Origin of the sequence: Asanoa ishikariensis (genome assembly GCF_900107455.1) — a bacterium.
Lineage (GTDB): Bacteria > Actinomycetota > Actinomycetes > Mycobacteriales > Micromonosporaceae > Asanoa > Asanoa ishikariensis.
On record NZ_FNQB01000002.1, the window covers coordinates 364,749 to 391,620 of the forward strand.

At 72.5% G+C, this 26,872-nt stretch carries 24 protein-coding genes; 16 read left to right on the forward strand and 8 right to left on the reverse strand.

What is annotated here, in order from left to right:
• Positions 1-43 precede the first annotated feature (43 nt).
• Both BLV39_RS16015 and BLV39_RS16020 read left to right on the forward strand, forming a co-directional pair.
• On the forward strand, positions 44-1,945 hold the full coding sequence (locus tag BLV39_RS16015; protein ID WP_090792449.1) for a VanW family protein: 1,902 nt from the start codon (positions 44-46) through the stop codon (positions 1,943-1,945).
• Positions 1,946-1,985: 40 nt separating this feature from the next.
• The gene (locus BLV39_RS16020) at positions 1,986-2,450 is read left to right on the forward strand and encodes a hypothetical protein (protein WP_090792453.1); all 465 of its coding nucleotides are present in this window, start codon (positions 1,986-1,988) and stop codon (positions 2,448-2,450) included.
• Here BLV39_RS16020 and BLV39_RS16025 read toward each other — a convergent pair.
• Complete coding sequence (locus tag BLV39_RS16025) at positions 2,419-3,393, reverse strand: GNAT family N-acetyltransferase (protein ID WP_090792457.1); 975 nt, start codon at positions 3,391-3,393, stop codon at positions 2,419-2,421. The two genes, BLV39_RS16020 and BLV39_RS16025, sit on opposite strands and share 32 nt — an antisense overlap.
• 81 nt (positions 3,394-3,474) lie before the next feature.
• Between BLV39_RS16025 and fdxA the strand changes: the two genes are divergently transcribed.
• Genes fdxA through BLV39_RS16040 form a run of 3 tightly spaced genes read left to right on the forward strand, consistent with a single transcriptional unit; the run spans position 3,475 to position 5,571 of the window.
• Positions 3,475-3,801 carry a ferredoxin gene (fdxA, locus tag BLV39_RS16030; RefSeq protein ID WP_239083611.1) on the forward strand — a complete coding sequence of 109 codons (327 nt, stop codon included), beginning with the start codon at positions 3,475-3,477 and terminating at the stop codon, positions 3,799-3,801.
• Positions 3,802-3,806: 5 nt separating this feature from the next.
• On the forward strand, positions 3,807-4,907 hold the full coding sequence (dapC, locus tag BLV39_RS16035; protein WP_275414257.1) for a succinyldiaminopimelate transaminase: 1,101 nt from the start codon (positions 3,807-3,809) through the stop codon (positions 4,905-4,907).
• A 1-nt stretch (position 4,908) separates the two neighbouring features.
• On the forward strand, positions 4,909-5,571 hold the full coding sequence (locus BLV39_RS16040; RefSeq protein WP_373315272.1) for an SIMPL domain-containing protein: 663 nt from the start codon (positions 4,909-4,911) through the stop codon (positions 5,569-5,571).
• Here the strand turns inward: BLV39_RS16040 and BLV39_RS16045 are convergent.
• Positions 5,554-6,192, reverse strand: coding sequence for a DNA-3-methyladenine glycosylase family protein (locus BLV39_RS16045; RefSeq protein WP_090792463.1), 639 nt, complete (start codon positions 6,190-6,192; stop codon positions 5,554-5,556). The genes BLV39_RS16040 and BLV39_RS16045 overlap by 18 nt on opposite strands.
• Complete coding sequence (locus tag BLV39_RS16050) at positions 6,189-6,509, reverse strand: nitroreductase/quinone reductase family protein (RefSeq protein ID WP_090792468.1); 321 nt, start codon at positions 6,507-6,509, stop codon at positions 6,189-6,191. The genes BLV39_RS16045 and BLV39_RS16050 overlap by 4 nt, the downstream gene beginning before the upstream one ends.
• 84 nt (positions 6,510-6,593) lie before the next feature.
• Here BLV39_RS16050 and BLV39_RS16055 point away from each other — a divergent pair, with 84 nt between their 5' ends.
• Positions 6,594-7,220, forward strand: coding sequence for a nucleoside/nucleotide kinase family protein (locus BLV39_RS16055; RefSeq protein ID WP_090792472.1), 627 nt, complete (start codon positions 6,594-6,596; stop codon positions 7,218-7,220).
• Here BLV39_RS16055 and dapD read toward each other — a convergent pair.
• The gene (gene dapD / locus BLV39_RS16060) at positions 7,217-8,167 is read right to left on the reverse strand and encodes a 2,3,4,5-tetrahydropyridine-2,6-dicarboxylate N-succinyltransferase (protein ID WP_090792475.1); all 951 of its coding nucleotides are present in this window, start codon (positions 8,165-8,167) and stop codon (positions 7,217-7,219) included. The two genes, BLV39_RS16055 and dapD, sit on opposite strands and share 4 nt — an antisense overlap.
• A 24-nt stretch (positions 8,168-8,191) precedes the next feature.
• On the opposite strand from dapD, the gene dapE reads away from it, so the two are divergent.
• The gene (gene dapE, locus BLV39_RS16065) at positions 8,192-9,259 is read left to right on the forward strand and encodes a succinyl-diaminopimelate desuccinylase (RefSeq protein ID WP_090792477.1); all 1,068 of its coding nucleotides are present in this window, start codon (positions 8,192-8,194) and stop codon (positions 9,257-9,259) included.
• An 8-nt stretch (positions 9,260-9,267) separates the two neighbouring features.
• On the opposite strand, the gene BLV39_RS43010 is transcribed toward dapE, so the two are convergent.
• The gene (locus tag BLV39_RS43010) at positions 9,268-9,429 is read right to left on the reverse strand and encodes a hypothetical protein (protein ID WP_176984938.1); all 162 of its coding nucleotides are present in this window, start codon (positions 9,427-9,429) and stop codon (positions 9,268-9,270) included.
• A 230-nt stretch (positions 9,430-9,659) separates the two neighbouring features.
• Between BLV39_RS43010 and BLV39_RS16070 the strand changes: the two genes are divergently transcribed.
• The 4 genes from BLV39_RS16070 (at position 9,660) to BLV39_RS16085 (ending at position 17,913) form a co-directional block, all read left to right on the forward strand.
• Complete coding sequence (locus BLV39_RS16070; RefSeq protein ID WP_090792480.1) at positions 9,660-10,478, forward strand: LOG family protein; 819 nt, start codon at positions 9,660-9,662, stop codon at positions 10,476-10,478.
• Positions 10,479-10,481: 3 nt separating this feature from the next.
• The gene (locus tag BLV39_RS16075) at positions 10,482-11,018 is read left to right on the forward strand and encodes an LOG family protein (RefSeq protein ID WP_090792483.1); all 537 of its coding nucleotides are present in this window, start codon (positions 10,482-10,484) and stop codon (positions 11,016-11,018) included.
• 65 nt (positions 11,019-11,083) lie between these two features.
• The gene (locus BLV39_RS16080; RefSeq protein ID WP_239083610.1) at positions 11,084-14,587 is read left to right on the forward strand and encodes an ATP-dependent helicase; all 3,504 of its coding nucleotides are present in this window, start codon (positions 11,084-11,086) and stop codon (positions 14,585-14,587) included.
• Complete coding sequence (locus BLV39_RS16085) at positions 14,584-17,913, forward strand: ATP-dependent helicase (protein ID WP_090792488.1); 3,330 nt, start codon at positions 14,584-14,586, stop codon at positions 17,911-17,913. Before BLV39_RS16080 ends, BLV39_RS16085 begins: the two co-directional genes overlap by 4 nt.
• On the opposite strand, the gene BLV39_RS16090 is transcribed toward BLV39_RS16085, so the two are convergent.
• Both BLV39_RS16090 and BLV39_RS16095 read right to left on the reverse strand, forming a co-directional pair.
• Positions 17,857-19,089 carry a M20 metallopeptidase family protein gene (locus tag BLV39_RS16090; RefSeq protein WP_090792491.1) on the reverse strand — a complete coding sequence of 411 codons (1,233 nt, stop codon included), beginning with the start codon at positions 19,087-19,089 and terminating at the stop codon, positions 17,857-17,859. The genes BLV39_RS16085 and BLV39_RS16090 overlap by 57 nt on opposite strands.
• A gap of 11 nt (positions 19,090-19,100) precedes the next feature.
• Positions 19,101-19,508, reverse strand: a complete 408-nt coding sequence (locus tag BLV39_RS16095; protein WP_090797383.1) for a pilus assembly protein CpaE — start codon at positions 19,506-19,508, stop codon at positions 19,101-19,103.
• A gap of 35 nt (positions 19,509-19,543) precedes the next feature.
• Here BLV39_RS16095 and BLV39_RS16100 point away from each other — a divergent pair, with 35 nt between their 5' ends.
• Genes BLV39_RS16100 through nudC form a run of 4 tightly spaced genes read left to right on the forward strand, consistent with a single transcriptional unit; the run spans position 19,544 to position 23,989 of the window.
• The gene (locus BLV39_RS16100; RefSeq protein WP_090792494.1) at positions 19,544-20,365 is read left to right on the forward strand and encodes a hypothetical protein; all 822 of its coding nucleotides are present in this window, start codon (positions 19,544-19,546) and stop codon (positions 20,363-20,365) included.
• 38 nt (positions 20,366-20,403) lie between these two features.
• Positions 20,404-21,711, forward strand: a complete 1,308-nt coding sequence (locus tag BLV39_RS16105) for a M16 family metallopeptidase (protein WP_090792497.1) — start codon at positions 20,404-20,406, stop codon at positions 21,709-21,711.
• Entirely contained in the window at positions 21,708-23,027 is a 1,320-nt protein-coding gene (locus tag BLV39_RS16110) for a M16 family metallopeptidase (RefSeq protein WP_090792499.1), read from the forward strand. Before BLV39_RS16105 ends, BLV39_RS16110 begins: the two co-directional genes overlap by 4 nt.
• A complete protein-coding gene (gene nudC, locus BLV39_RS16115; protein ID WP_090792502.1) occupies positions 23,024-23,989 on the forward strand; it encodes an NAD(+) diphosphatase in 966 nt (321 codons plus the stop codon). The genes BLV39_RS16110 and nudC overlap by 4 nt, the downstream gene beginning before the upstream one ends.
• A gap of 104 nt (positions 23,990-24,093) precedes the next feature.
• On the opposite strand, the gene BLV39_RS16120 is transcribed toward nudC, so the two are convergent.
• Complete coding sequence (locus BLV39_RS16120; RefSeq protein ID WP_090792504.1) at positions 24,094-24,339, reverse strand: mycoredoxin; 246 nt, start codon at positions 24,337-24,339, stop codon at positions 24,094-24,096.
• A gap of 71 nt (positions 24,340-24,410) precedes the next feature.
• On the opposite strand from BLV39_RS16120, the gene BLV39_RS16125 reads away from it, so the two are divergent.
• Complete coding sequence (locus BLV39_RS16125) at positions 24,411-26,588, forward strand: ATP-dependent DNA helicase UvrD2 (RefSeq protein ID WP_090792507.1); 2,178 nt, start codon at positions 24,411-24,413, stop codon at positions 26,586-26,588.
• The last annotated feature ends 284 nt before the right edge of the window (positions 26,589-26,872 follow it).

The following is a 26,872-nucleotide window of genomic DNA, read 5'->3' on the forward strand; positions in this document are numbered from 1 at the left end:
TTACACTTCGTGCGGTCTACTAAATCCCGACTTAAGGTATTTGATGCAGACCGCCCTCTGGAGCAACAAGCGTCGTCGCCGGTACGCCGTCGGCGGCGCGATCCTCGCCCTGCTGCTGGTTCTGATCGGTGTCCTGGCCGGGTTCACCAACCGAGGTGAGAAGGGCGATTTCGCCCGCGGCACCTCCGTGCTCGGCATCGACATCGGCGGCCTGGACCGTTCGGATGCGGCCGCTCGCCTGCACTCCGGGCTCGACGGCAAGCCGGAGCTCGACAAGCCGATCACCGTGCACATCACCGGCGACTCCGCCAAGACGGCCGACGCGCTGGTCACCCCCGACCAGGTCGGTCTCGCGGTCGACATCGACGCGACCGTGGCCGCGGCCGCCGCGCACGGTGGCGACCCGGTCACCCCCCAGGTCACCCTCGACTCCACGAAGCTCGACGACGTCCTGCGCCCCACGGTCGCGCAGGTCACCTCCGACGCCGCCACCCCCGGCTCGGTGACGTTCGACGGCGTCACCCCCAAGGTCACCTACCCGTCGCCGGGTAAGGCCGTGGACCTGCCGAAGGCCACGGACGCCGTGAAGACCGGCTGGATCGACGCGATCTCGGCCGCTGGTGTCACCACCGGCGGCACCGTCCCCAGCCCGGGCCAGACCGGCGCGCCCGCCGTGTCGGTGCCGCTGGTCGAGGTCGACAACGGCAAGGCCCGCGCGGCGGTCGACCAGCTGATGGACACGCTGGTCAAGCCGGCGGTAGCCGCTCCGGTGACCGTGCACTCGGCGAAGGGCGACGTCACGATCACGCCCGACATGATCGCCAAGAGCCTGAAGATCGACGGCGCGGCCGACGGCACCGTCACGCCGTCCGTCGACGCCGGCGCACTGCGGACCGCTATGGGCCCGGCCATCTCCAAGATCGAGTCATCGCCGCCGAGCGCGGTGAAGGGCGAGGGCGCCACCCAGCAGGTGCTGGTCAGCGCGGCCGGCGGCCAGTACGTGGACGGCGGCAAGCTGGCCACCGACGTGCTCGGCGTGCTGCCGCAGACCGGCGCCCGCAGCGTGAACGCCACGCTGAACCCGGCTCCGGCCCAGGTCGCCGACGCCAACCTGCAGAAGCTCGGCGTCAAGGAGAAGGTCTCCTCGTTCACCACGAAGTTCACCGGCGGGCTCACCGAGCCGCGGGTCAAGAACATCGTGACCGTGGCCAAGAAGGTCGACGGCGCCGTGGTGAAGCCCGGTGAGACCTTCTCGCTCAACGGCTTCACCGGCTGGCGCGGCTACGAGCAGGGCTACGTCGACGCTCCGGTGATCGTCGACAACAAGCTCGTGCCCGCGGTCGGCGGCGGCATCTCACAGTTCACCACCACCATGTTCAACGCGAGCTACTACGCCGGCCTCAAGGACGTCGAGCACAAGCCGCACTCGTTCTACATCTCGCGGTACCCGTCGGTGATCGAGTCGACGATCTACTGGCCGAACCTGGACCTCAAGTTCCAGAACAACACGCCGTACGGGATGTTGATCGACACGTCGTACACCAAGGACTCGGTCACGGTCTCGATGTGGAGCACCAAGGTCTACGACAGCGTCAAGACCGAGTGGGCGCCGAAGCACGACGTGACCAAGCCGGAGAACAAGACCCTGCCGGCCGGCCCGGACTGCATCGCCACGACCGGCACCGATGGCTTCACGCAGGACGCCTACCGCATCATCACCAAGGGCGGCAAAGAGGTGCAGCGCGAGAAGTTCTCCTGGCGCTACGATGCGGAACCGCGTTACGTCTGCGAAAAGCCCACCGACGACAAGCCCGCGAGCGACCAGGCCACGCCCGACCAGGCCACGACCGAATCGCCCGACAACCAGCTGGAGCAGCAGCCGAGTGACGTCCCGGTCGCACCGGTGACGCCGCCGGTCACCTCCGGCGGTGGCTGGGGGCGGTGAGCCCACGCCGACTGACGCCAGTTGAGCGTGGGAGGCGTCCATGAGAAACCGTTGGCTACGGATCGGCGTCCTCGCCGGCGCGTTGTTCGCGATCAACCTGGTTGCCCGGGGGGTCGCGAACTTCGCGTTCGGCGACGACACGGACATGCAGGACCGGATTTCGCTGATCTTCTTCGGCGTGGTCGCGCTGACGCTGGCGGTCGTCGCCTTCCGCTGGGGGCGTGACCGCCCGGTCGGCATCCTGCTGGCGGACATGGCCGGAGCCGCACTGGTCGCCTGCCTGGCGACCGTGCTGATCGGGCCGGCCGTGTTCGGCAGCAACCCGGTCGGCGGCGGCGCGGGCGAGTTCTTCGCCCAGATCTGGCTCTACGCCGCGTTCAGCGCCGGCGGCTTCCTGGTCGGCTACCTGCTGCTCGTGGTGCTCGGCCGGGACTACCGGTCGCGCCAGCTCGCCGCGTATTCGAAGGCCAAGCTCAGCAAGCCGCGTCGGGTCGTGCGGCGCTAGGTTGCTCCCGGGTCAGGTAGCTGTGGTGGGTGGTGAAGCCCATCGTCCCGTAGAGCGCGACCGCGGCCGTGTTGCGCTCTTCCACCTGGAGGAACGCGTGGGTCGCCCCGAGCTCCACGGCCCAGCCGGCGAGCGCCGCGGTGACCCGGCGGGCCAGGCCCTTCCGCCGGTACGCCGGCACGACCTCGATCGAGGCCAGGTGCAGCCACCGCCGTTCGTCGCCGACCACCGCGCCCCGACCCGCGGCGATGAGCGTGTCGCCGTCGTACACGTTGGCGAACCGGACCTCGGGTGGTCCGGTCAGCACCTGCAGCGCCGAGGCCGGCAGGCTGTGCTTGCGGGCCTCGTAGATGGCCAGCCAGTCGTCGCTGGGCGCTTTCGCCAGCGACACGCCCGAGTGTTCACCGGTTCCGACCAGCGGTAACAACGGCGCGGTCTGCAACAGGGTGAGCGGGCGGGCGGTCCAGCCGCGGGCGTCCAGTGCCGCTCCGACCGGCGCCGCGAGCGGCAACGGCGTGTTGACCAGAGCCGGCTGGCCGCGCTCGGCGTACCAGGCCTCGATCGCGTCGATCGCCGCTTCCAGCGGCCGGTCCGGGTCGCCGATCGGCAGCGCGGAGTTGGCCCGGCCGGTCCACCCGTCGGCGCTGCGCAGCAGCCAATCGCCCAGCTTGCCGCGGATAGGCGCGGGCCAGGCGGCGTCGGCAGCGAGTTCCAGCGCGATCACGCTGCCGGCGGTCGGGCGGCGTTGCGGCGGCACCCGCTTGGCCCGGTGTACCTCCGCCAGGGGAATGACGATCGTCCCCTTGGCCGTGGCCACGGTGAGATTGCTCTCGTCTACCGCGACAAGCTCGCCGAGCGCGTCGGAATAGAGCGGACGACCGTTACGAACACCGACAATCCGCCGGATCACCACACGGTGTCCCACATCCTGCCGTCGGAGCACGATCGACCCCCCTTCACGCGAGATACTAGGCTCTTGAGCGTCGCGGGTGATCGCGGCGTGGCTTGCGGAGGAGAGGAACCCGTGACCTACATCATCGCGGAGCCTTGCGTCGATCTGCTCGACAAGGCGTGCATCGAAGAGTGCCCCGTTGACTGCATCTACGAGGGCAACCGGATGCTCTACATCCACCCCGATGAGTGCGTTGACTGCGGGGCCTGTGAGCCGGTGTGCCCGGTCGAGGCGATCTTCTACGAAGATGACGTCCCGGAGCAGTGGAAGGACTACACCACCGCCAACTACGAGTTCTTCGCGGATCTCGGTTCTCCTGGTGGTGCGTCCAAGGTCGGCAAGATCGACAAGGACCACGCCGTGGTGGCCGCCCAGCCGCCGCGGGAAGCCGAGCACTGACCGGCGTGCGCGTCTCGGCCACCCTGCCGGACTTTCCGTGGGACCTGCTGGAGCCCGCCAAGGCGGTCGCGGCAGGGCATCCGGACGGCATCGTCGACCTGTCGATCGGCACACCGGTCGACCCGGTCCCGGCGGTGGTCCGCGAGGCGCTCTGCGCGGCCGCTGACGCGCCTGGCTACCCGCTGACCGCCGGCACGCCCGCCGTGCGCTCGGCGATTCGTCGGTGGGTGGCCCGCGCGTGCGGCGCCACCTTCGACGACATCGGCGTGCTGCCGACGATCGGCTCCAAAGAGCTGGTCGGCGGGCTGCCGGCGCAGCTCGGGCTCGGCGCCGGCGACGTCGTGGTGATCCCGCCGGTCTGCTATCCCACCTACGAGGTGGGTGCCCGGCTGACCGGCGCCAAGGTGATGCGCGCCGACTCGCTGGTCTCGCTCGGCCCGGCGACGAACATCAAGCTGATCTGGGTCAACTCGCCCGCGAACCCGAGCGGTCGGGTGCTGCCCCCGGCCCACCTGCGCAAGGTGGTCGACTGGGCGCGCGAGCGGGGCGCGGTGGTGGCCAGCGACGAGTGCTACCTGACCCTCGGCTGGGAGGTCGAGCCCACCTCGATCCTGTCGCCGTCGGTCAACGGTGGCTCGCTCGACGGCCTGCTCGCGGTGCACTCGCTGTCGAAGCGCTCCAACCTGGCCGGCTACCGGGCCGGCTTCGTGGCCGGCGACCCGGCACTGGTCGGCGAGCTGCTGGCGGTGCGCAAGCACGCCGGCATGATCGTCCCGCAGCCGGTGCAGGCGGCGATGGTGGCCGCCCTCGACGACGAGACGTCCGCGACCGAGCAACGCACGCGCTATGCCGCCCGGCGCGGCGTGCTGCGTGAAGCACTGGAGAAGGCCGGCTTCGCGATCTCGCACTCCGAGGCGGGCCTCTACCTGTGGGCGTCCCGCGACGAGGACTGCTGGTCCACCGTGGAGCACTTGGCGCAGCTCGGCATCCTGGTCGCGCCGGGCACGTTCTACGGACCGACCGGCGAACGCCACGTCCGGGTCGCGCTGACCGCCACCGACGAGCGCATCGCCGCCGCCGCTGAGCGCCTGGCCTCGGCGGCCTGACATGCCGGACCCGGTGGTCCCGGTGGTCGCGGTCCGTGGTGAGGCCGTGCGCGAGGTGCCGCCGGAGCTCGCCCGGTTCGTCGTCACGGTCGCGGCCCGCGACAAGGACCGCCAGGCCACCCTGCGCCGGCTCTCCGAGCGGGCGGAGCAGACCCGGGCGGTGATCGACGGCTACGGCGCCGCGGTCGAGCGCCGCGAGTCCGGCGGCCTCCAGGTCTATCCCGAGCGCAAGCGGTCGGGTGAGAAGGTCGCGGCCTACCACGGCAGCGTGACCACGACCGTCACCCTGGCCGACTTCGACGTGCTCGGCGAGCTGATGCTGCGGTTGGCGGACCAGGACCAGACCGAGGTCGGCGGGCCATGGTGGGAGCTCCGCCCCGACAGCCAGGCGCATCGCGAGGTGCGGCGGGCCGCGATCGAGGACGCCATCTCGGTGGCCCGCGACTACGCGGCGGCGCTCGGTGCCCGGATCACCGCGCTGGTCGAGGTCGCCGACGCCGGCCTGCGGCCGGCGGGAATGCAGCCGATGTTCGCCCGCGCGGCGGCGGATGCGGGCGGGGCCGGGCCCGTTGTGGACCTTGACCCGCAGGTGCAGACCGTGCACGCGGCGATCGAGGCCCGATTCACGATCAGCGAACCTACCGCCCTAACGCAGGTCGACTGACGTGCCACCGGGTTCCAGCGCGGCCGCGGCCCAGCAGTAGCGGGCCAGCACCGTCCGGTACGGCCGGAACCGCTCACCCTCCGGCTCGAGCTGCTTGGGCGTCGGCACGTCGTCCCGGGGCCAGATGTGCGTGAAGCCCTGCCGCACGCCGAGGTCGTCGACCGGCCACACGTCGAGCCGGTGCAGCTCGAAGATCAGGAACATCTCGGCCGTCCAGGGGCCGATGCCGCGTACGCTGACCAGCCGTTCGATGATCTCCGCGTCCGGCATCCGCGCGCCCGCCCGCAGCACCACCGTGCCGTCGAGGACCTTGGCCGCCAGGTCGCGCAGCGCGGCCATCTTGTTGTGCGACAGGCCGGCGCCCAGGAGTTGCTCGTCGGAGAGGTCCACCAGCGCCTCGGGGGTGAACGCGCCGTCGACCAGGGCCCGCAGCCGGCCGTGGATGGCCGTCGCGGAACGGCCGGAGAGCTGTTGGAACGTGATCGCCCGGACCAGTGCGGCGAATGGCCCGTCGGGGTCCCGCTTGCGGTGGTGGATCGGCCCGGCCCGGCGGATCACCCGCGCCAGGGCCGGGTCGACCGCGGCCACCCGGTCGGTCGCCTCAGCGAGGCCGACGGTCAAGAGTCCCGCACCTCGACGGCCACGTCGACGCCCGGGTAGTACGCGGTCACGTCGGACGCGCCGTACTTGCTGGTGAACCCCTCGATCACATGGTCGACCGTGCTGCGGTCGGTGATCAGGCGAGCCTTGGCCGACGTCGGGCCGAGCTTGAGCGTCGGGTTCTTCCGTAGGTTCCGGTACCACTGGCTGTTCGCGCCGCCGACCGGGAGCAGAAAGGTGGACTTGCCCTCACGCACGAACCAGACCGGGATCGAGTGACCCTCGCCGGTCCGCCTGCCGATGGTGGTGAGTTCGATCTCCGTCGCTTCGCGTGCCATCGCACACCCCCTCCTGACCACGGTAAGCGCGGGTCCGGAGCAGCCGCCGAGTAACGGCCGATCCGGCGTGCGATAGTTCCTCGCGTGACGTCGTACCCCCTCGATGTGCTCGTGGCCCGGGCGGCCGCGCTGGCCGATCTCGGCCCCCGCCGACTGCTCGGCATCGTCGGTGCGCCGGGCGCCGGCAAGTCCACCCTGGCCGCCCGGATCGTCGAGGGAGTCGGTCCGACGGCCGCGCTGGTGCCGATGGACGGCTACCACCTGGCCGAGGCCGAGCTCGACCGGCTCGGGCGGCACGAACGCAAGGGCGCGATCGACACGTTCGACGCGGGCGGCTACGCCTCGATGCTCGGCCGGCTGGCCGCCGGAGGACCGGAGACCGTGTACGCGCCGGCGTTCCACCGGGAGATCGAGGAACCGATCGCGGGGTCGATCCCGGTGCCGCAGGAGGTGCGGCTGGTGGTCACCGAAGGCAATTACCTGCTCGTGCCCGAGGAGCCGTGGTCGGGCGTGCGGCTGCTGCTCGACGAGGTCTGGTATCTGGACCTCGACGAGGAAGAGCGGCTGCGCCGGCTGGTCGAGCGGCACGTGGCCTACGGGCGCAGCCGGGCCGAGGCCAAGACCCGGTCGTACGGCAGTGACCAGGTCAACGCCGAGCTGATCGCCACGACCCGCGCGCGCGCCGACCTGGTCGTCCGCCTGGCCGATTAGTCGTTGGCGTGCAGGGCCGCGTTGAGCTCGATGCCGCTGCCCGCACGGGGTCGGGCCTCCAGCGCGCCGGTCACCGAGTTGCGCCAGAAGAGCAGGTTGGGTAGGCCCGCTAGCTCGCGCGCCTTGACCACCCGGCCGTCCGGCAGCGTGATCTTCGAGCCGGCGGTGATGTAGCAACCGGCCTCGACCACGCAGTCGTCGCCGAGCGAGATGCCGATGCCGGCGTTCGCGCCGAGCAGGCAGCGCTCGCCGATCCGCAGCTTGTCCTTGCCGCCACCGGACAGCGTGCCCAGGATGGACGCGCCGCCACCGATGTCGGAGCCGTCGCCGACCACGACGCCGGCCACGATCCGGCCCTCCACCATCGAGGTGCCCAGCGTGCCGGCGTTGAAGTTGACGAAGCCCTCGTGCATGACGGTCGTGCCGCTGGCCAGGTGGGCGCCCAGCCGCACCCGGTCCGCGTCGGCGATCCGGACGCCCGCCGGCACGACGTAGTCGGTCATGCGCGGGAACTTGTCGATGCCGTACACGGTGAGCTGTCGGCCGGCCAGCCGCTCGCGGACCCGCAGCTCGTCGACCCGGTCCGGCGGGCACGGCCCGGCCGAGGTCCAGGCGACGTTGGCCAGCATGCCGAAGATCCCGTCGAGGTTGAGCTCGTTGGGGCGCACGATGCGGTGGGAGAGCAGATGCAGCCGCAGGTACGCGTCGGCGGCGTCCTTGATCGGGTCGGCCAGCGAGCCGAGCTCCACCACGACGATCTCGGCGCGCAGCCCGGGCAGGGCGCGCTCACCGACGGCGCCCGCGGCGGCGCCGAGCAGGGCGGCCGGTTCGCCGCTGGGACGGGCGCCGAGCCCGAGGTTGTCCGCCGGGAACCAGGCGTCGAGCACCTGGCCTTCCGCGGTGCTGGTCGACAGGCCGATTCCCCAGGCAGGCTGCTCGCTCGTCACGGTTATGACGGTAGCGTGCGAGTCATGACCAACCCGCTTACCCCCGCCGTCCTGTCGGATCCGGTCGAGCTGACCCGTGTGCTGGTCGACATCGAGTCGGTGTCGCTGCACGAGAAGGACATCGCGGACTGTGTGGAGCAGGTTCTGCGGGCGGCGCCGCACCTGCGGGTGGAGCGGCTGGGCAACACGGTCATGGCCCGCACCGAGCTCGGCCGGGCGCAGCGGGTGGTGCTCGCCGGCCACCTCGACACGGTGCCGATCGCGGACAACCTGCCGGCGAAGGTCGACGGCGAGATCATGTACGGCTGCGGCACCTCGGACATGAAATCCGGTGTCGCGCTGGCTCTCCAGCTCGCCGTGGCGCTGCCGGAGCCGCGCTACGACCTGACCTACTTCTTCTACGAGGCCGAGGAGATCGACTCCGTGTATAACGGGCTCAACCTCGTCTCCAAGAGCCACCCGGAGTGGCTGGCGGCCGACTTCGCCGTGCTGCTCGAACCGACCCACGGCGTGGTCGAGGCGGGGTGCCAGGGCACGATGCGGGTGCTGGTCTCGACCACCGGCAAGCGGGCGCACTCGGCCCGTTCGTGGCGGGGCGTCAACGCGATCCACGCGGCCGCCGGCGTGCTCGACCGGCTGGCCGCCTACGAGGCGCGGCAGGTCACCATCGACGGCTGCGGCTACCGGGAGGGCCTCAACGCGGTGCGGATCAACGGCGGCATCGCCGGCAACGTGATCCCGGACCGGTGCGAGATCGAGGTCAACTACCGGTTCGCGCCCGACCGGACCGTGGCCGAGGCGGAGGCTCACCTCCGCGAGCTTTTCGAGGGGTACGAGGTGACGATGGTCGACGCGGCCCCCGGTGCGCTGCCGGGCCTGGGCGCGGCGCCGGCGCAGGAGTTCCTGGAGGCGGTCGGCTCCGACCCGGTCGGCAAGCTGGGCTGGACCGACGTGTCCCGCTTCGCGGCCATGGGCATCCCGGCGCTCAACTTCGGCCCGGGCGACCCGAACGTGGCACACGCGGCCGACGAGCGGGTGGAGATCCCACTGATCCGGCAAGGCGCGGCCACCCTGCACCGCTGGCTCGCTTAGGCCCTGGCCTAGTTGTTGGACACCGCGTCGTCGATCGGGTGGATCTCCATCGTCGGCTCGTCGTCATCGTCGGCGATCGGCGCGATGCGGTCGAGTCGCCGTTCGGCCACGACCGCTCGGATGCGGCGGTGCATTTCGCGGCGCTGGCGGAGCTGATCGAAGCGGGTCATCGTGGCTTTCCTCCCCCCAAGGTGCCCGGGCGATGCCACATACCCGGTATTCGAAAGATAAGACGCCCTACAAGCGAATTCGGTTGCGGCTACATCCGTGTGAATTTCTTGTTGTTCCCATTTCTGGCCGGTCGGCGGAATCGTCCCGGGTTACCCCGCGCCTCTTTCGGTCTTGATCGCGGGCGGGCCGGAACCTGGTGTCCGGGTCCGTTTTGGCTACCGTGGTGACCATGACCCACGGATATGGCCGCGACCCCGACCGGCTACGGGGACCGGAACGCCACCGCGGCGCCGTCACGCTGCGCCGCGAAGCGATGCCGCAGAGCACCGCCGATCAGCGCCTGCTGGACTCGCGCTCGCGGGCGGACTGGAAGACCAAGGACGCCTGGCGCGCGTTGCGCATCCTTTCCGAGTTCGTCGAGGGCTTCGACACGCTCGCCGACCTGCCCCCGGCGGTCAGCGTGTTCGGCTCGGCCCGGAGCAAACCGCAGAGCCCGGAATGCGTGCTGGCCGAGCAGGTCGGCGCCGCGCTCGCCCGGGCCGGCTACGCGGTGATCACCGGCGGCGGCCCCGGCGTGATGGAAGCCGCCAACCGAGGCGCGACCGAGGCCGGCGGCCTGTCCGTCGGGCTGGGCATCGAGCTTCCGTTCGAGCAGGGCATCAACGACTGGGTCGACATGGGCATCGACTTCCGCTACTTCTTCGCGCGCAAGACGATGTTCGTCAAGTACGCGCAGGCGTTCGTCGTGCTGCCCGGCGGCTTCGGCACGATGGACGAGCTGTTCGAGGCGCTGACCCTGGTGCAGACCGGAAAGGTCACCCGGTTCCCGGTGGTCCTGATGGGCGAGGCGTACTGGCGCGGCCTACTCGAATGGATGCGCACCACGCTGCTCGCCGACGGCAAGATCGGCGAGGCCGACCTCGACCTGGTCCTGGTCACCGACGACGTCGACGCCGCGGTCCGCTACATCGTCGACGCGGACGCGGCCCTCGCCGCCGAACAGGAAGCGCTGCACGAGGCGGCGGTGGCCAGCCAGAACGGCACCTGAGCCGTGGCCGCCATCTGCGTGTTCTGCGCGTCGTCCCAGACCCTGGACCAGCGCTGGCTCGACCTCGCCACCGAGGTGGGAGCCGCGCTAGCCCGGCGCGGCCATGTGCTGGTCTCCGGCGGCGGCCGGGCCGGCATGATGGGCGCGGTCGCCACGGGTGCCCGCGCGCAGGGCGGACACACCATCGGTGTGATCCCGCAGTCGCTGGTCGACCGGGAGATCGCCGACACCCGCTCGGACGAGCTCGTGGTCACCGACGGGATGGCCAGCCGCAAGAACCTGATGATCGAGAAGTCGGACGCCTTCCTCACCCTGCCCGGTGGCATCGGATCGCTCGACGAGCTGTTCGAGGTCTGGACCACGGCGTACCTGCACGTCCACGACAAGCCGGTCGTCCTGCTCGATGTCGACAACTTCTACGGCGGCCTGCTCGGCTGGCTGGAGTCCCTGGTCCCGACGGGCTTCGTCCGCCGCGAGTCGCTCGACCGCCTGATCGTCGTCACCAGCATCGACGACGCGCTGGCCGCCCTTCCCGGCTAGCTTCGCCCGTTCGGGGCGGGTGGTGCCGGTGTGGCTTGTCGGACCGGCGTGGTTCGATGGGCGGCATGCAGGCGTACCGGCTGGTTCGCCGGGCGCCCACGCCGCAGGAGCCTCGGGCTGCCCGGCCCGACCCTTTGCAGGCCAATGTCGTCGCGCACGCCGACGGGCCGTTGCTCGTGCTGGGTGGTCCCGGCACCGGCAAGACCAGCACGCTCGTCGAGGCCGTGGCAGCCCGGGTCGCGTCCGGCGTCGACCCCGAGCGAGTGCTGGTGCTGACCTTCAGCCGGCGCGGCGCCGGTGCGTTGCGTGACCGGATCGAGGCGCGGATCGCGGCCGGTGACGGGCGCGTCGTGCACGAGCCGTTGGTCCGGACCTTCCCTGCGTATGCGTTCGGCATGCTCCGGCGGGCCGCCGCGCTGCGCGGTGAGCCGTCGCCGCGGCTGCTCACCGGGCCCGAGCAGGATCTGGTGATCCGCGAGCTGCTCGACGTGGTCGGTCCCGACGGCGAGGACGACCCGATCGGCTGGCCGTTGCACCTGCGGCCGGCGCTGCGCACCCGGGCCTTCGCCGAGCAGCTACGCGACCTGCTGATGCGCGCCGCCGAGCGGGGGATCGGGCCGGTCGAGTTGGCCCGGCTCGGCGAGCGGCTGGGTCGCGACGACTGGCCGGCGGCGGCGCGCTTCCTGCGCGAATACGTGGCCGTGCTGGCGCTGCGTGACGTGACCACCCGCGGTTCGGTCGCCTACGACGCCGCCGAGCTCGTGCGGGCCGCCACCGGGCTGCTCGATGACGACCCGGAGCTGCTCGCCGCCGAACGGGGGCGGCTCGACATCGTCTACGTCGACGAGTTGGCCGACACCGACCCGGCGCAGCTCGACCTGCTGCACCGGATCGCCGGTGGAGGCCTGCCGCTGGTCGCGTTCGCCGACCCCGACTCGTCGACGTTCGCCTTCCGTGGCGCCGACCCGGCCGGGGTGACCACGTTCCCGCACCGGTTCCGCACCGCTTCCGGGGCGGTCGCGCGCACCGTGACGCTGCGCACGGATTACCGGTCCAGCGGGCCGCTGTTCGAGGCCACCGGCCGCGTGGCGCGCCGGCTGCGCGGGCCGGTCGGGCACCGCCGCGCACTGCCGTCGCCGGACGCGCCGCCGGGCCTGGTCGAGGTGCGCACCTTCCGCTCCCGCACCAGCGAGGCCGCCTTCCTCGCGCACGCGCTGCGCGAGGCGCACCTGCTCGAAGGGGTGCCCTGGTCGCGCATGGCGGTCATGATGCGGTCGACCACCCTCCAGCTCCCCGCGCTCCAGCGCGCCCTGCACTCGTCCGGCGTGCCGACCGTGGTCCACGCCGAAGACCTGCCGCTGCACCAGCAACCGGCGGTCGCCCCGCTCCTGCTGCTGCTGCGGTGCGCGCTCGAGCCGGCCCGGCTCGACGAGGAGGCGGCGGTCGCGCTGCTGCACTCGCCACTGGGCGGCGCCGACCCGCTGGCCGAGCGCCGGCTGCGCCAGGGGCTGCGCACGCTCGCCCTCGCCGCCGGCGACCGGCGGCCTTCCGGCGAGCTGCTGGTCGAGGCGTTGCGTGACCCCGCCGAGCTGGCCGCGGTCGAGCGGCGCTGGGCGGCCCCGGCCAAGTCCGTCGCCCGGCTCCTGGCCGTCGCCCGCGACGCCGCCGCCGAGCCGGCGAGCACCGCCGAAGACGTGCTCTGGGCACTCTGGCGGGCGACCGGGCTCGGCGACCGGTGGTACGGCGCCATCATCCGCGCCGGCCGCGCCACCGGGGAGCCCGACAACGGTCCGCGCTGGCGGGCCGCCGCCGCCGACCGCGACCTCGACGCGGCCGTGGTGCTGTTCGACGCGGCCGCCCGGTTCGTCGACCGGCTGCCAGGCGCGCGCACCGAGGTCTTCCTCGACCACGTCTTCGGCCAGCAGTTGCCGGCCGACACGATCGCGCCGAGCGCCGACCGGGGCGAGGCGGTCCGGCTGCTGACCGCGCACGCGGCCAAGGGGCTCGAGTGGGATCTGGTCGCGGTGGCCGGCGTGCAGGAGGGCATCTGGCCCGACCTGCGGCTGCGCGGCACCCTGCTCGGCTCGGAGCGACTGGTCGACGTGGTGTCCGGGCGCGCCGACGAGACCGGCGTGGCGGCATCGCTGGTCGGCCAGGCGTCCGCGCTGCTCGACGAGGAGCGCCGGCTGTTCTACGTGGCGGTCACCCGCGCGCGGCGGCGGCTGCTGGTCTCGGCGGTCAACTCGTCCGCGGTCGGTGGCGCCGACCACGAGGAGCAGCCCAGCCGGTTCCTGCACGAGCTGCTCGGTCCGAGCGGCGACGGCGGTGCGGCGCCGCCCGCCGCCGACGGCGGCCCGGACCCTGACGACCCGGGTCCCGACGAGCCGGGGGACCCGGACGAGCCCGATGACGACGGAGACGGTGACCTGCCGCCCGATCCTGACGACCTGCCGGTCGACGACGACGGCCGGGTGATCTGGCCCGATGACGAGTGGCCCGAGGTCGCACCGCCCGGCGGTGGCGCGCCGGCACCGGTGGTGGTCCGGCCGCGTGCCGGCGACGACCCCGACGAGCTGCCGCTGGCCCGGCCGCCGCGGGCGATGACCCTGCCCGCGCTCGTGGCGGAGCTGCGCACCGCGGCCACCGACCCGGGCGCGTCGGCGAGCAACCGGCACGCCGCCGCGGGCGAGCTCGCCCGCCTGGCCGCCGCCGGTGTGCCGGGCGCGCACCCCGACGACTGGTGGGGCCTGCGCCCGCTCTCCGACGATCGTCCGCTCGCCGAGGCCGGCGAGACCGTCCGGGTCACCCCGTCCACCATGGAGAGCGCGCTGCGGTGCAGCCTGCGCTGGCTGCTCGAACGGCACGGCGGCGCGGCACCGGCCAGCGCCGCGCAGGGCATCGGCAACCTGGTGCACGCGGCGGCCATGCTGGCGGAGAGCGCCGCCGCCGACCGGGAGCGCCTGATCGAATACGTGGCCGCCCGGTTCGACGCGATCGACCTGGCCGCCCGCTGGCTGGCCGGCCCCGAGCGCGAGCGCGCCGAGGCGATGGTCGACAAGCTGCTGGTCTGGCTCGCCGCCAACCCCCGCCGGCTGCTGGCCATCGAGCAGGAGTTCGCGGTCCGGCTCGACAACCCGACGCACCAGGTCGAGCTGCGCGGCCGGGTCGACCGGCTCGAGGTCGATGCCGACGGGCGGCTGGTCGTGGTCGACCTCAAGACCGGCCGCAGCACGTCGACCGCCGACGACCTCGCCGAGCACCCGCAGCTCGCCGCTTACCAGGCGGCCGTCCAGGCGGGAGCGTTCGACGAGCACGGGGCCGACTCCGGTGGCGCCGCCCTGGTGCAGCTCGGCACCACCGCCAAGGCGGCCAAGGAGCAGGTCCAGCCGTCGCTGGCGGAGCACGAGGACCCGGGCTGGGCGCAGGAGCTGGTGCGGCGCACCGCCGACACGATGGCGGCGTCGACGTTCAACGCGATCGCCAACAGCCGCTGCCGGGTCTGCCCGGTGCGCACGAGCTGCCCGATCTCGGGCAAGGGACGCCAGGTCGTGGAGCCGCCGTCATCATGACCCAACCGTCACTCTTCACTACCGCGCCCGCACCTCGAAAGGTTGCCTCGGCCGGGCCTCGTTACACGCCGGTCGAGCTCGCGAAGTTGCTCGGGATGCGTTACGCGCCGACTCCCGAGCAGTCCGCGATCATCGCCGCTCCGGTCGAGCCGCTGCTGGTCGTCGCCGGCGCCGGCTCGGGCAAGACCGAGACGATGGCGGCCCGGGTGGTCTGGCTGGTCGCCAACGGCTACGCCACGCCCGACCAGATCCTCGGCCTCACCTTCACCCGCAAGGCGGCCGGCGAGCTGGCCCACCGGGTGCGGATGCGACTGGGCCAGCTCGTCCGCCGGCTCGGCCGGGCCGGTGACCTGTCCGGCGAGGCGACCATCTCGACCTATCACTCGTACGCCGCCCGGGTGGTCACCGAGCACGGCCTGCGCTCGGGCTACGAGCCGGCGACCCGCCTGCTCACCGAGGCGTCCCGCTGGCAGATCGTCGACCTGATCGTGCGCAACTACGACGGCGACATGTCCGATGTGGAGCGGGCGGCCAGCACGGTCACCGACGCGGTCCTGGCCCTGTCCGGCGAGCTGGCCGAGCACCTGGTCACCCCCGACGAGCTGGCCGGCTGGACCGGACGGTTCTTCGCCGAGGTGCAGGGCCGGCCCGGCCGGGTCTACGCCGACGTGAAGAAGGCGCTGGGCACCCAGCAGGCCCGGCTGGCGCTGCTGCCGATGGTCCGCGCGTACGATAAGCGCAAGATCGACTTTGAGGCGATGGACTTCGGCGACCAGATGGCCCGCGCCGCCCGGGTGGCCCGCGACCACGCCGACGTGGGCGCGGTCGAGCGGGCCCGCTATCCGATCGTGCTGCTCGACGAGTTCCAGGACACCAGCCACGCCCAGGTGGTGCTGCTGCGCTCGCTGTTCGGCGCCGGCCACCCGGTGACCGCGGTGGGCGACCCGTGCCAGTCCATCTACGGCTGGCGCGGTGCCAGCGCGGGCACGCTGGAGCGGTTCCCGCACGAGTTCGCCCGCGCCGACGGCAAGCCGGCCCGGTCGCTCACCCTGACCACGAGCTGGCGCAACCGGCCGGAGATCCTCGGCGTCGCCAACCAGCTTTCCGCGCCGCTGCGCGCGGCCGGCGCCCAGGTGGCCGAGCTGGCCCCGGCGTACAGCGTCGACGATCCCATCCGCGGCCGGAAGACCGTCCACTGTGCGCTGTTGCCGACCGTCGGCGACGAGGCCGCCTGGATCGCCGACAGCGTGCTCGCCGCCTGGCGGGGTGCGGCCAGGATGGCCGACGCGCTGCCCGAGCACATCCCGCTGGAGCGCCGCCCGACCACCGCGGTGCTCGTCCGGGTCCGCTCGCAGATCCCGGCGATCGAGAACGCGCTGCGCTCCCGAGGCCTGCCGGTCGAGGTCGTCGGCCTGGGCGGCCTGCTGGACACGCCCGAGGTCCGCGACGTGGTCTGCACGCTGCGGGTGCTCGCCGACCCGACCGACGGCGCCTCGCTGCTGCGCCTGCTCACCGGAGCCCGCTGGCGGATCGGCCCGCGTGACCTGGTGGCGCTGCACCGGCGGTCCCGCTCGATCGCGGGCGCCCGGCGCGACCTGGCCCAGCCGGACGAGGAGACCGTCGTCCCGGACGCACTCGACGAAGCCACCCTGGTCGAGGCGCTGGCCGACCTCGGCCCGGCCCAGCTCTACTCGGCCGAGGGTTATGCCCGGCTGCGCGCGTACGGCAACGAACTGGCCCTGCTCCGCTACCGGATCGACCAGCCGCTGCCCGACCTGATCGCCGACGTCGAGCGCACCATCGGGCTCGACGTCGAGGTCGCGGTGCGGGCCGGCACGGGCGGCCGGGGCGGCGACGCCGGCCTGGCCCGCGGCCACCTCGACGCGCTCGGCGACGTGGCCGCCCGCTTCGCCCGCGACAGCGACGGTGGGGCGCTGCCCGGCTTCCTCGCCTACCTCACCGCCGCCGAGGACGAGGAGCGCGGCCTGGAGCCGGGCGAGGTCGAGGTGGTCGAGGGCGCGGTCCAGGTGCTCACCGCGCACGCGGCCAAGGGCCTGGAGTGGGACGTGGTCGCGGTCGCCGGGCTGGCCCGCGGCGTCTGGCCCGGCACCGCCCGTGCGTCCGACCACTATCTGCACGGCCTCGGTGTGCTGCCGTTCCCGCTGCGCGGTGACGCCGGCGGGCTGCCGAGGTTCCCGATCGACGACACGGGCGACCAGCGCGAGGTGATGACCGCGCTGAGCGAGTTCAACGAGGAGTGGAAGGCGCACGACGAGCGCGAGGAACGCCGACTGGCGTACGTGGCCGTCACCCGACCGAGGCGGCTGCTGCTCTGCTCCGGCTACTGGTGGGGCGAGGGCGTCAAGCGCCCCCGCGGCCCCTCGCGGTTCCTCGTCGAGGTGCACGACGCCTGCCTCGCGGGCAGTGGGATGGTCGACGAGTGGGCGCCGGAGCCGGCCGGCGAGTCCAACCCGACGGTCGAGGAGACACCCAGCGCGCAGTGGCCCGGCGACCCGCTCGGCCCGCGCCGACCGGGGATGACCGAGGCGGCGACCCTGGTGCGACGCCTGATGACCGAGCCCGCCGCCGCCGACGTGCTGCTCGACCCGGCGGCCGCCGACGACGCCGCGCGCTGGCGGCGCGAGGTCGACCTGCTGATCGCCGAGCGCGACAAGCTCGTCCGCGGCCCGGGTCCGCTGGAGGTCGTGCTGCCCGGCCACCTGACCGTCTCGCAGCTCGTGCTGCTGCAACGGGACCCGCAGGCGCTGGCCCGGTCGCTGCGCCGGCCGATGCCCTCCCGGCCCGACCCGTACGCCCGCCGGGGCACCGCCTTCCACACCTGGCTGGAGCAGCGGTTCGGCGCGGTCCGGCTGCTCGACGTCGACGAGCTGCCCGGTGCCGCCGACGAGGACGCCGCGCCCGACGAGGCCCTGGCCGAGCTGCAGGAGCTGTTCCTGGCCAGCGAATGGGCCGACCGCACGCCGATCGAGGTCGAGGTGCCGTTCGCGACCGCGGTCGGCGGCGTGGTCCTGCGTGGCCGGATGGACGCGGTCTTCGCCGAGCCGGGCGGCCGGTTCGACGTGGTGGACTGGAAGACCGGTCGCCCCCCGGCCGGCGCCGACGCGCGCGCGGCCGCGATCCAGCTCGCCGCCTACCGGCTGGCCTGGGCCCACCTGGCCGGCGTCCCGGTCGAGCGGGTCCGGGCGGCGTTCCACTATGTCCGCGACAGTGAGACGGTCCGCCCGGTCGACCTGCTCGACGCCGACGGGCTAGCGGCCCTGGTCACCGCCCTGCCCACCGTCGGAGCCGTCGGAGACCAGAGCTAGCCGGCCGAACGCGAGCGAGGCCAGCAGCGCGCTGCCGTCGGCCACGACCGCGTCGTCGAACAGTGCGTCGGCGGAGTGGTTGGACGGTGCGGTGGCCGGGTCCAGCTCCGGCGGGCAGGCGCCGAGGTTGAGGTAAGCGCCGGGCACCTTCTCCAGCACGAACGACATGTCCTCCGAACCGGTCTTCGGGTTCACCAGCCACTGGTAGCGCTGCTGGCCGAAGACCTCGGCCGCGGTGGCGGCGGCGAACTCGGCCTCGGCGACGTCGTTGACCACCGCGGGATAGCCCCGCTCGAAGTCCACCTCGACGTCGAGACCGTGTGCCGTGGCGATGCCGCGGACGACCTCGGCGGTGCGGCGGACCAGCTTCTCCCGGGCCGGCGTGGAGAACGAGCGCAGCGATGCGGAGAACTCGGCGGTCGACGGGATGACGTTGTCGACCGTGCCGGCGTGGAACTGGCCGACGGTGAGCACGACCGGGTCGAAGACGTCGAAGCCGCGGGTCACCATGGTCTGCAGCGCGAGGACCATCTCGCAGGCCGCCGGGATCGGGTCGCGCGTGCGGAACGGGGTCGAGCCGTGTCCACCGGAGCCGAGCACGCGCACCTTGCAGGTGTCGTGCGCGGCACCGAAGACGCCGCGCCGGCCGAAGATCATCCCGCGCGGGAAGACAGCGGACACGTGCAGGCAATACGCGGCCACGGGCGGGTCGCCGGCCGCCGAGAGCACACCTTCCGCCAGCATCGGCTCGGCGCCTCCCGGGCCCTCCTCGGCCGGCTGGAACATGAAGATGACATCGCCCGGCAGCTCGTCACGCACGGCGCTGAGCAGCCGGGCCGCGCCGACCACGATCGCCGTGTGCAGGTCGTGGCCGCAGGCGTGCATCGCGCCCGGGACCGTCGACGCGTACGGCAGGCCGGTCTGCTCGGTCACCGGCAGCGCGTCCATGTCGCCGCGCAGCAGCACCGCCGGACCGGGCCGGCCGCCGCGCAGCACCGCGACGACCGAGCTGAGCGCGCGGCCGGTGGTGACCTCCAGCGGCAGGTCGGCCAGCTCGGCGAGCACGGTCGCCTGCGTCTCGGGCAGGTGCAGACCCACCTCCGGCCGCCGGTGCAGTCGCCGACGCAGGTCCACCAACTCCGGGCTGATCGTCTCCGCGGACTTCCGGAACTTCATCGCGCTCCTTCTCAGTCGACGCCCAATCTGATCAGGTCCAGCAGTGCACCGCCGTACGCCTCCTCCGCGGTGGCCGCCTCGCACACCAGCGGCCGGTCGCCGACGGTGAGCTCGACGCGATAGCCGCCGCTCGTGCGTTCCAGCATGTGGAACGTCCCACCGAGCAGCTCACGGAGCTGGTCCTCGCGGGGCAGCCAGATCGCCTCGCTCTGCTCGAGGTCGTCCATCGCCCACTCGGTCGTGCCGTTGAAGCCGATCACCGGGCCGTCGGGCGACTCGTGCACCGCGATGACCATGTTGCTGAGCACGAAGACCTCGTCGTCGAGGTCGCGGTCGGGGACGGCGAAGCGGTCGCCCGAAGCGGGCTTCCAGCGCAGGCCGGCGTCGCGCAGGCGGAGGGCGAGCGGCACGGGCAACACGCCCTCCATGGTGCCTCGGATGCTTCACTAGGTGTATGCCGAACGCCGAACGCTTCCCCGCGGGGGCAGTGACCCGGCTCGGCCCACCCCCTTCTGATCTACCGCCACCGCCACCGGACGAGCCGCGCGGTCCCCGCCGGCGGCTGTGGTGGTTCGCGGGCGCGGCGGCGTTGATCGTGCTGACCGGCCTGGTCGCGGTGGTCGCGTCGCGTCCAGACCTGAGCCGGCGTCCCGATGCCCCGACCGACGCGCGTCCGCCGCTGGCCCGGGCCTGTCCGCCGCCGCCGGACGTGCCCAACACGGCGGCACCGCGGACGACCGCGCCCGCGCCGGCCGGCACCCGGACCGTCGACGAGGTGGCCGGGATCTCCTACCCGTCCTACGGTCCACCGTGGGAAACGTGGAACACCGTGTGGAACGCGGGTGACCTTCAGGTGCCCTACCGGGTCGGGCAGCACTTCGTCACCGAACCCGCGTACGACGGCCGCAGCGACTACCACGCCTCGGTGCTGTCCGGCGCGGTGCCGGCGGCGACCAACGACGCGTTCACCTTCGACCTGGAGTGCGTCGGCCGGCAGGTGGCCGCCGATGCCCGGGCCAATTACTACCCGCAGCCCAACGAGCAGGAGCTGATCCGCGACGAGCGGACCGTCCTCGGTGGACGACCGGCCTGGGTGACGGTGTTCCGCCTGCGGTTCAGCTCGCCCGGCCTGCGGGCCAAGAGCGAGCTCGTGGCGCTGGCCTGCGTCGATGTCGGCAAGCCGACGGCGGCGGTGCTCTACGTGTCGGTGCCGGAGACGCACCGCCAGTGGGACTGGGTGGCGAACGACGCGTTGGCTGGAATGCGGCCGGTCTGAACGTCGGGTTCGCACAAGAGCGCGCTAACCTCGGCCCTGTGGCCCGCAGAATAAAGATCCCGGCGACCAAATATCCGGTCGAGCGGTTCACGCTCGACAACGGCCTGCGCGTGGTGTTGGCGCCCGATCGCAGTGCGCCCGTGGTCGGCGTGGCGGTCGTCTACGACGTCGGCATCCGCAGTGAGCCCGAGGGGCGCACCGGCTTCGCGCACCTCTTCGAACACCTGATGTTCCAGGGCTCGGAGAACCTCGAGAAGCTCGCCCACTTCCGGCACGTCCAGGGTGCCGGCGGCACCTTCAACGGCTCGACCCACCTCGACTACACCGACTACTTCGAGACGCTGCCGTCCGGCGCGCTCGAGCGGGCGCTGTTCCTCGAGGCCGACCGGATGCGCGGTCCCCGCCTGACCGAGGAGAACCTGCGCAACCAGGTCGACGTGGTCAAGGAAGAGATCCGGGTCAACGTGCTCAACCGGCCGTACGGCGGCTTCCCCTGGCTGACGCTGCCGCCGGTCATGTTCGACACGTTCCCGAACGCGCACGACGGGTACGGGTCGTTCGCAGACCTGGAGAGCGCCACGGTCGCCGACGCGGCCGAGTTCTTCGAGCGCTACTACGCCTGCGGCAACGCGGTCCTCTCGGTCGCCGGTGACCTCGACGTCGCCGAGGCCACCGAGATGATCAAGCGGCACTTCGGCGACGTGCCGGCCCGGCCCGCGCCGGCCCGCCCCGACTTCGACGAGCCCGACCTGACCAGCGAGCGACGCGAGTCGTACACCGACCGCCTGGCCCCGCTGCCCGCGGTCGCGTCCGCCTGGCGGGTGCCGAACCCGATCGACGACTTCACCGGCTACCTGCCCTTCGTGGTGCTGGCCGAGGTGCTCACCGACGGCGACGCGTCCCGGCTGGTCGAGCGCCTGGTGCTGCGCGACCGCACGGTCACGAGCCTCGGCGGCTACCTCGGGTTCATGGGTGAGCCGTTCGAGGTGCGCGACCCGACCGCCGCGCTGCTCCAGTTCCACCTGCCACCGGGCGGCGACGTCGACAAGGTCCTGCGCACCGCCGACGAGGAGCTCGAACGGCTGGCCACCGACGGCCTTACCGCCGCCGAGCTCGGCCGGGTGCAGGCCCGCATGGCGACCCACCTGCTACGTGACACCGACGCGGTGCTGGGCCGGGCACTGCGGATCGCCGTGCTCGAAGAGCAGCGCGGCGAGCCTGAGCTGATCAACGACCTGCCGCGACTGATCGGCGAGGTCACCACGGAGCAGGTCCGCGCGGCCGCGGCCACCCTGACCCCGCAGCGCCGGGCGTCGATCGAGGTCATCCCCGGAGGCGGAAAGTGAGCGACACCAAGCGGACGTTGCCGGCCCTCCTGCCGGCGGCGCCGATCAAGCTGCCGAACGAGTCCGAGCGGCGGCTGACCAACGGCCTGACCGTGATCGCGATCCGCCGGCCGGCGGTGCCGCTGGTCGAGGTCCGACTGCGGATGCCGTTCGCCAAGGCCAACCTCGCCCGCGGCGCGATGCTGGGGCAGACGCTGTTCTCCGGCACGGCCGAGCTGTCCACCGTGGAGATCGCGGCCGAGCTCCAGTCAGTCGGCGGCGGCCTGTCCGCGTCGGTCGACCCGGACCGGCTGATGATCAGCGGCAACAGCCTGGCCGCCGGCCTCACCCGGATCCTGGAGATCCTCGGCGAGGTGCTGGACGGGGCGGCGTACCCCAGCGATGAGGTCTCTACCGAGCGGGACCGGCTGGTCGACCACATCCAGGTCGCCAAGAGCCAGCCCGCCCACCTGGCCCGCGAGGCACTGTTGCAGCGGCTCTACGGTCGGCACCCGTACGCGGTGCAGACCCCGGAGCCGGAGCAGGTGCGCGCGGTCCGGCCGGCCCAACTTCGGGCGCTGCACGCCGAGCGGGTGCACCCCGCCGGCGCGACGCTCGTGCTCGTCGGCGACTTCCAGCCCAAGCGGGCCCTGGACACCGCCGAGGCGGTGCTCGGCTCGTGGAACGGTGGCGGCAAGGACGTCACGCTGCCGGCGGCGCCCCAGCCCGAGCCCGGCCCGGTCTTGCTGGTCGACCGGCCCGACTCGGTGCAGTCGTCGCTGCGCATGGCGCTGCCCGCCGTGCCCCGGACCCACCCGGACCACGCCGCGCTCCAGCTCGCCAACCTGGTCTTCGGCGGCTACTTCTCGTCCCGCTGGGTCGAGAACATCCGCGAGGACAAGGGCTACACGTACGGGCCGCACTCGGTGATCGACCACTCGGCCGCCGGGTCCGTGGTGCTGCTCTCGGCCGAGGTCGCCACCGACGTGACCGGCCCGGCATTGCTGGAGACGGTGTACGAGCTGGGCCGGATGGCCACCCTGCCGCCCGGTGAGGAAGAGCTGGAGCAGGCGCGCCAGTACATCCTCGGCACGCTGATGCTCGGGGTCTCGACCCAGGGCGGGATCGCCGCGCTTGCCACCACGTACGCCGGAGCGGGCCTGCGGTTGGACTTCCTGTCCGAATACACCGAGCAGCTCCGCACCGCGACGCGCGACGACGTAGCCGCCGCGGCCGCGAAGTACCTCGCACCGTCCGGCGCCGTGACCGTGATCCTCGGCGACGCCTCGAAGATCGAGGCGCCGGTGGCCACGCTGCGTGAGGTGGAGCTGGAATGACCGCCGCACCGCCCCTCGCCCGGGCGACGCTCGACCGGGCGGGGCACCGTCGGTCGGACCCGCACTGGCTCGAATCGGTGTGGCCGTCCGCCCGGCTGCTGCGGGTCGACTCGTCGGCCGGCACCGCGCTGTTCCGTGACCTGGTGACCGGCGACGCGGCCGACGCCGCGGTCGGTGCCGTGCTGTCGCTGATCGTCGACGACACGTCCGATGTGGATCGCGCGTCGGCTGTTCTGCTCGGCGTGGAGCCCGACGGGGTGCCGGTGTTCGCGGTCGACGGGCCGCTGCCCACGGTGCCGGGCACCCGCCCGGCAAACCTGCGCGACGTGGGCCACCAGCTCAGCGATCGGGACGCGGGCCTGCTCACCACGGCGATGGCGATCCTCAACTGGCACGCCCGCAGCCGTTTCTCGGAGCGGACCGGCCAGCCGACCACGATCGGCGACGCCGGCTGGTCGCGGGTGGACGCTTCGGGCAACCAGACCTGGCCGCGCACGGATCCCGCGATGATCGTCCTGGTAACCGACGGTGTCGCGGGTCCGGAGGGCCGCTGCCTGCTCGGCAACAACGCGACGTGGCCGAAGCAGCCGGGCTTCCGGCGCTTCTCGTGCCTGGCGGGCTATGTCGAGCCAGGGGAGTCGGCCGAGGCTGCGGTGACCCGCGAGGTCGCGGAAGAGGTCGGCATCGCGCTGGACCGGATCGACTACGTGGCGAGCCAGGCGTGGCCGTTCCCGGGCTCACTGATGCTGGCGTACTCGGCGGTGGCGGATCCGGCGCAGACCCTGAAGGTCGACCCGGCCGAGATCACCGAGGCCCGCTGGTTCACCCGCCGCGAGGTCCGCGAGCTGCTAGCGGGCGCGCGGGTCGATCTGGGCACAGCCGACGAGCCGGCACTCATGACGCTGCCGATGGAAGTCTCGATCGCGCACTACTTGATCACGACCTGGGCTGGGCTCGGGTAGCGCGGACCAGGCTGGGCAGGGACCCGGGTTGCGGGTCCCTGCCCATTTGCGCGCGGGAGCGAACGGTCGCGCCCCCGGCGGGCGCGCGTAGATCCGCTTGTTCTTTATGCCGCTCCGAGCGAAGCCAGATGTGTCTTCACCTGGGTGATCGACGGGTTGGTGAGGGCCGTGCCGTCGTCGAACCGAAGTGTCGGGACTGTCTGGTTGCCGCCGTTGACGCTCATGACGTAATCGGCCGAGGCTGGGTCGCGCTCGATGTCGATCACCTCGTACGCGATGCCCTCGCGGTCGAGCTGGGACTTCAGGCGGTGGCAGTAGCCGCACCACGAGGTGGAGTACATCGTCAACATCGAGCTTCCTCCGGGGGTTGGGGGTCCTCCATTCGAGAGAACGTCGGACCTGGCTGTCATGATTCCTGACTGTGGCGGTTGACTCTCCGGCGGAGCAGGTGCTCGCGGGCCTCGACCCCGAGCAGCGCACCGCCGTGACCGCGGCGGCCGGGCCGGTCTGCATCCTGGCCGGCGCCGGCACCGGAAAGACGCGGGCGATCACTCACCGCATCGCTTATCGCACTCTGCGTGGTGACATCGCGGGGCGACATCTGCTCGCCGTCACGTTCACCGCGCGGGCGGCGGCCGAGATGCGGGCCCGGCTCGCGGCGCTCGGTGTCGCCGGGGTGCAGGCGCGCACGTTCCACGCGGCGGCGATGCGGCAGGTGCGCTACTTCGCGCCACGGCTGCTCGCCGGTCGTGAGCTTCCTGAGCTCGTCGCCAGCAAGGCCCGGTTGGTCGGGTTGGCCGCTGCCCGGGTGGGTGTGCGCACCGACCGCACCGGGGCGCGTGACCTCGCCAGCGAGATCGAGTGGGCCAAGTCCTCGCTGGTCGAGCCCGGCGAATACGTGGTAGCGGCGGCCAAGTCGACCCGCGAGACCCCGTTCGAGGCGGCCAAGGTGGCCGAGGTGTTCGCCGCCTACGAGCAGCTCAAGCGGGGCAACGGGGTGATCGACTTCGAAGACCTGCTGCGGGCGGCGGTGTGGGGGATCGAGGAGCACTCCGACGTCGCCGAGCAGGTGCGGGCGCAGTACCGGCACTTCGTGGTCGACGAATACCAGGACGTCAACCCGTTGCAGCAACGGCTGCTCGACGCCTGGCTCGGCGGGCGCGACGACCTGACCGTGGTCGGCGACGCGTCTCAGACGATCTACTCGTTCACGGGCGCGACCTCCGCCTACCTGATCGACTTCCCGCGAAAGCGGAGCTCGGCGGTGGTGGTCCGGTTGGTCCGCGACTACCGGTCGACGCCGCAGGTGGTCGGGCTGGCCAACGCGGTGATCCGGCAGGCCCGCGGCACCGAGGCGCGGCTGCGGCTGGAATTGGTCGGCCAGCGGCCCTCGGGTGCCGAGCCCGAGCTGCGCATCTTCCAGGACGAGCCGGGCGAGGCGGCGGCGGTATCGGCCCGGTGCAAGCAGCTCATCGCCAGCGGCACGCCGGCGCGCGAGATCGCGGTGCTGTTCCGCACCAACGCGCAGTCCGAGACCTACGAGAAGGCTTTGGCCGAGGCCGAGGTGCCCTACGTCGTCCAAGGCGCCGAGCGGTTCTTCGAGCGCACCGAGGTGCGGCAGGCGCTCGTGGCGCTGCGGGCGGCGACCCGGTCCACCGATCCGGGCGAGCCGTTGGTGCGGTCGGTGGCCGCCGCGCTGGAGGCCGTCGGCTGGGCGCCCGAGCAGCGTCCCCCGGGCGGTGCGGCGCGTGAGCGTTGGGAGGCGCTGGCCGCGCTCGTACAGGTCGCCGAGGAGTTCGCCGCCACGCCGGTGCTGCTGCCGATCGGCGAGGGCGCCGTGTCGTCGCGGCCGCCTTCACTCACCGACTTCGTCGAGGAGTTGGCGCGGCGGGCGGCGGCGCAGCACGCGCCGACCGTCGACGGCGTGACCCTCGCGTCGCTGCACTCGGCCAAGGGGCTCGAATGGGACGCCGTGTTCCTGGTCGGGCTGTCGGACGGCACGCTGCCGACCACGTATGCCAAGACACCCGAGCAGGTCGAAGAGGAACGCCGGCTGCTCTACGTCGGAGTGACCCGGGCGCGGGAGTGGCTCTGGCTCTCCTATGCGATCTCCCGCTCGCCGGGCGGGCGACCCCGGCGGCCGTGCCGGTTCCTGCCGCAGTTCGACGGGCGGCCGGGCGGCGGGGGCGGCTCCGCGGGGGCCACCGGCGTCGCGCGACTCAGTCGCAAAACCGACAGCAGACCGCCACGGATCGTGTCGTGCCGGGTCTGCGGCGCCACGTTGCTCGGCGGCGCCGACCGCAAACTCGGCCGGTGCGCGACCTGTCCGTCCGATCTGGACGAAGAGCTGCTTGGCCGGCTCCAGGCCTGGCGGGCGCGCGTTTCCGCAGGTCAGCGCGTTCCGGCATACGTCGTCTTCACTGACGCGACGCTGGTCGCCATCGCCGAGCGCAAGCCCGCGCAGCGGTCCGACCTGATCGCCATCGCTGGCATCGGTCCGCGGAAGCTGGGCCTCTACGGCGATGCCGCGCTGGCCCTGGTGGCCGGTGCGGCGGTTGATGATCTTGAGCCAGAAAAAACTTCTGCGAATGACCCGTAAAACCGTTTGCCCTCCCTCGGAGGGGAGGCATAGCCTCAGAGCACACCAGGAGAGAGCGCTGCTCAAACCTGGTTAGGCAGAGATATTCCGTTCGCTTGACGAGTCAGCAGAAGGAGGTGGCCCCGGTGGCAAGCATCTACACGACCCGACCGTGGTCGCTGAGCGCTGCCCCGAGCCCGGCGGAGACTTCGCGTCTCGCTGTGCTTGCCCAGGCTCAGATCGCGCCGGCATATCAGGCCCAGGCTCAGACCGAGCTGATCTTGGTGCCTACTGCCGTCACGTTC

Excerpts from the sequence above, each read along its gene's own strand:
- BLV39_RS16020 (WP_090792453.1), top strand. The coding sequence starts at position 1,986 with ATGAGAAACCGTTGGCTACGGATCGGCGTCCTCGCCGGCGCGTTGTTC.
- dapE (WP_090792477.1), top strand. The coding sequence starts at position 8,192 with ATGACCAACCCGCTTACCCCCGCCGTCCTGTCGGATCCGGTCGAGCTG.
- BLV39_RS43010 (WP_176984938.1), bottom strand. The coding sequence starts at position 9,429 with ATGACCCGCTTCGATCAGCTCCGCCAGCGCCGCGAAATGCACCGCCGC.
- nudC (WP_090792502.1), top strand. The coding sequence starts at position 23,024 with ATGACCGCCGCACCGCCCCTCGCCCGGGCGACGCTCGACCGGGCGGGG.
- BLV39_RS16100 (WP_090792494.1), top strand. The coding sequence starts at position 19,544 with ATGCCGAACGCCGAACGCTTCCCCGCGGGGGCAGTGACCCGGCTCGGC.
- BLV39_RS16080 (WP_239083610.1), top strand. The coding sequence starts at position 11,084 with ATGCAGGCGTACCGGCTGGTTCGCCGGGCGCCCACGCCGCAGGAGCCT.
- BLV39_RS16085 (WP_090792488.1), top strand. The coding sequence starts at position 14,584 with ATGACCCAACCGTCACTCTTCACTACCGCGCCCGCACCTCGAAAGGTT.
- BLV39_RS16070 (WP_090792480.1), top strand. The coding sequence starts at position 9,660 with ATGACCCACGGATATGGCCGCGACCCCGACCGGCTACGGGGACCGGAA.
- BLV39_RS16050 (WP_090792468.1), bottom strand. The coding sequence starts at position 6,509 with ATGGCACGCGAAGCGACGGAGATCGAACTCACCACCATCGGCAGGCGG.
- BLV39_RS16015 (WP_090792449.1), top strand. The coding sequence starts at position 44 with ATGCAGACCGCCCTCTGGAGCAACAAGCGTCGTCGCCGGTACGCCGTC.
- BLV39_RS16120 (WP_090792504.1), bottom strand. The coding sequence starts at position 24,339 with ATGTTGACGATGTACTCCACCTCGTGGTGCGGCTACTGCCACCGCCTG.
- BLV39_RS16040 (WP_373315272.1), top strand. The coding sequence starts at position 4,909 with ATGCCGGACCCGGTGGTCCCGGTGGTCGCGGTCCGTGGTGAGGCCGTG.
- BLV39_RS16090 (WP_090792491.1), bottom strand. The coding sequence starts at position 19,089 with ATGAAGTTCCGGAAGTCCGCGGAGACGATCAGCCCGGAGTTGGTGGAC.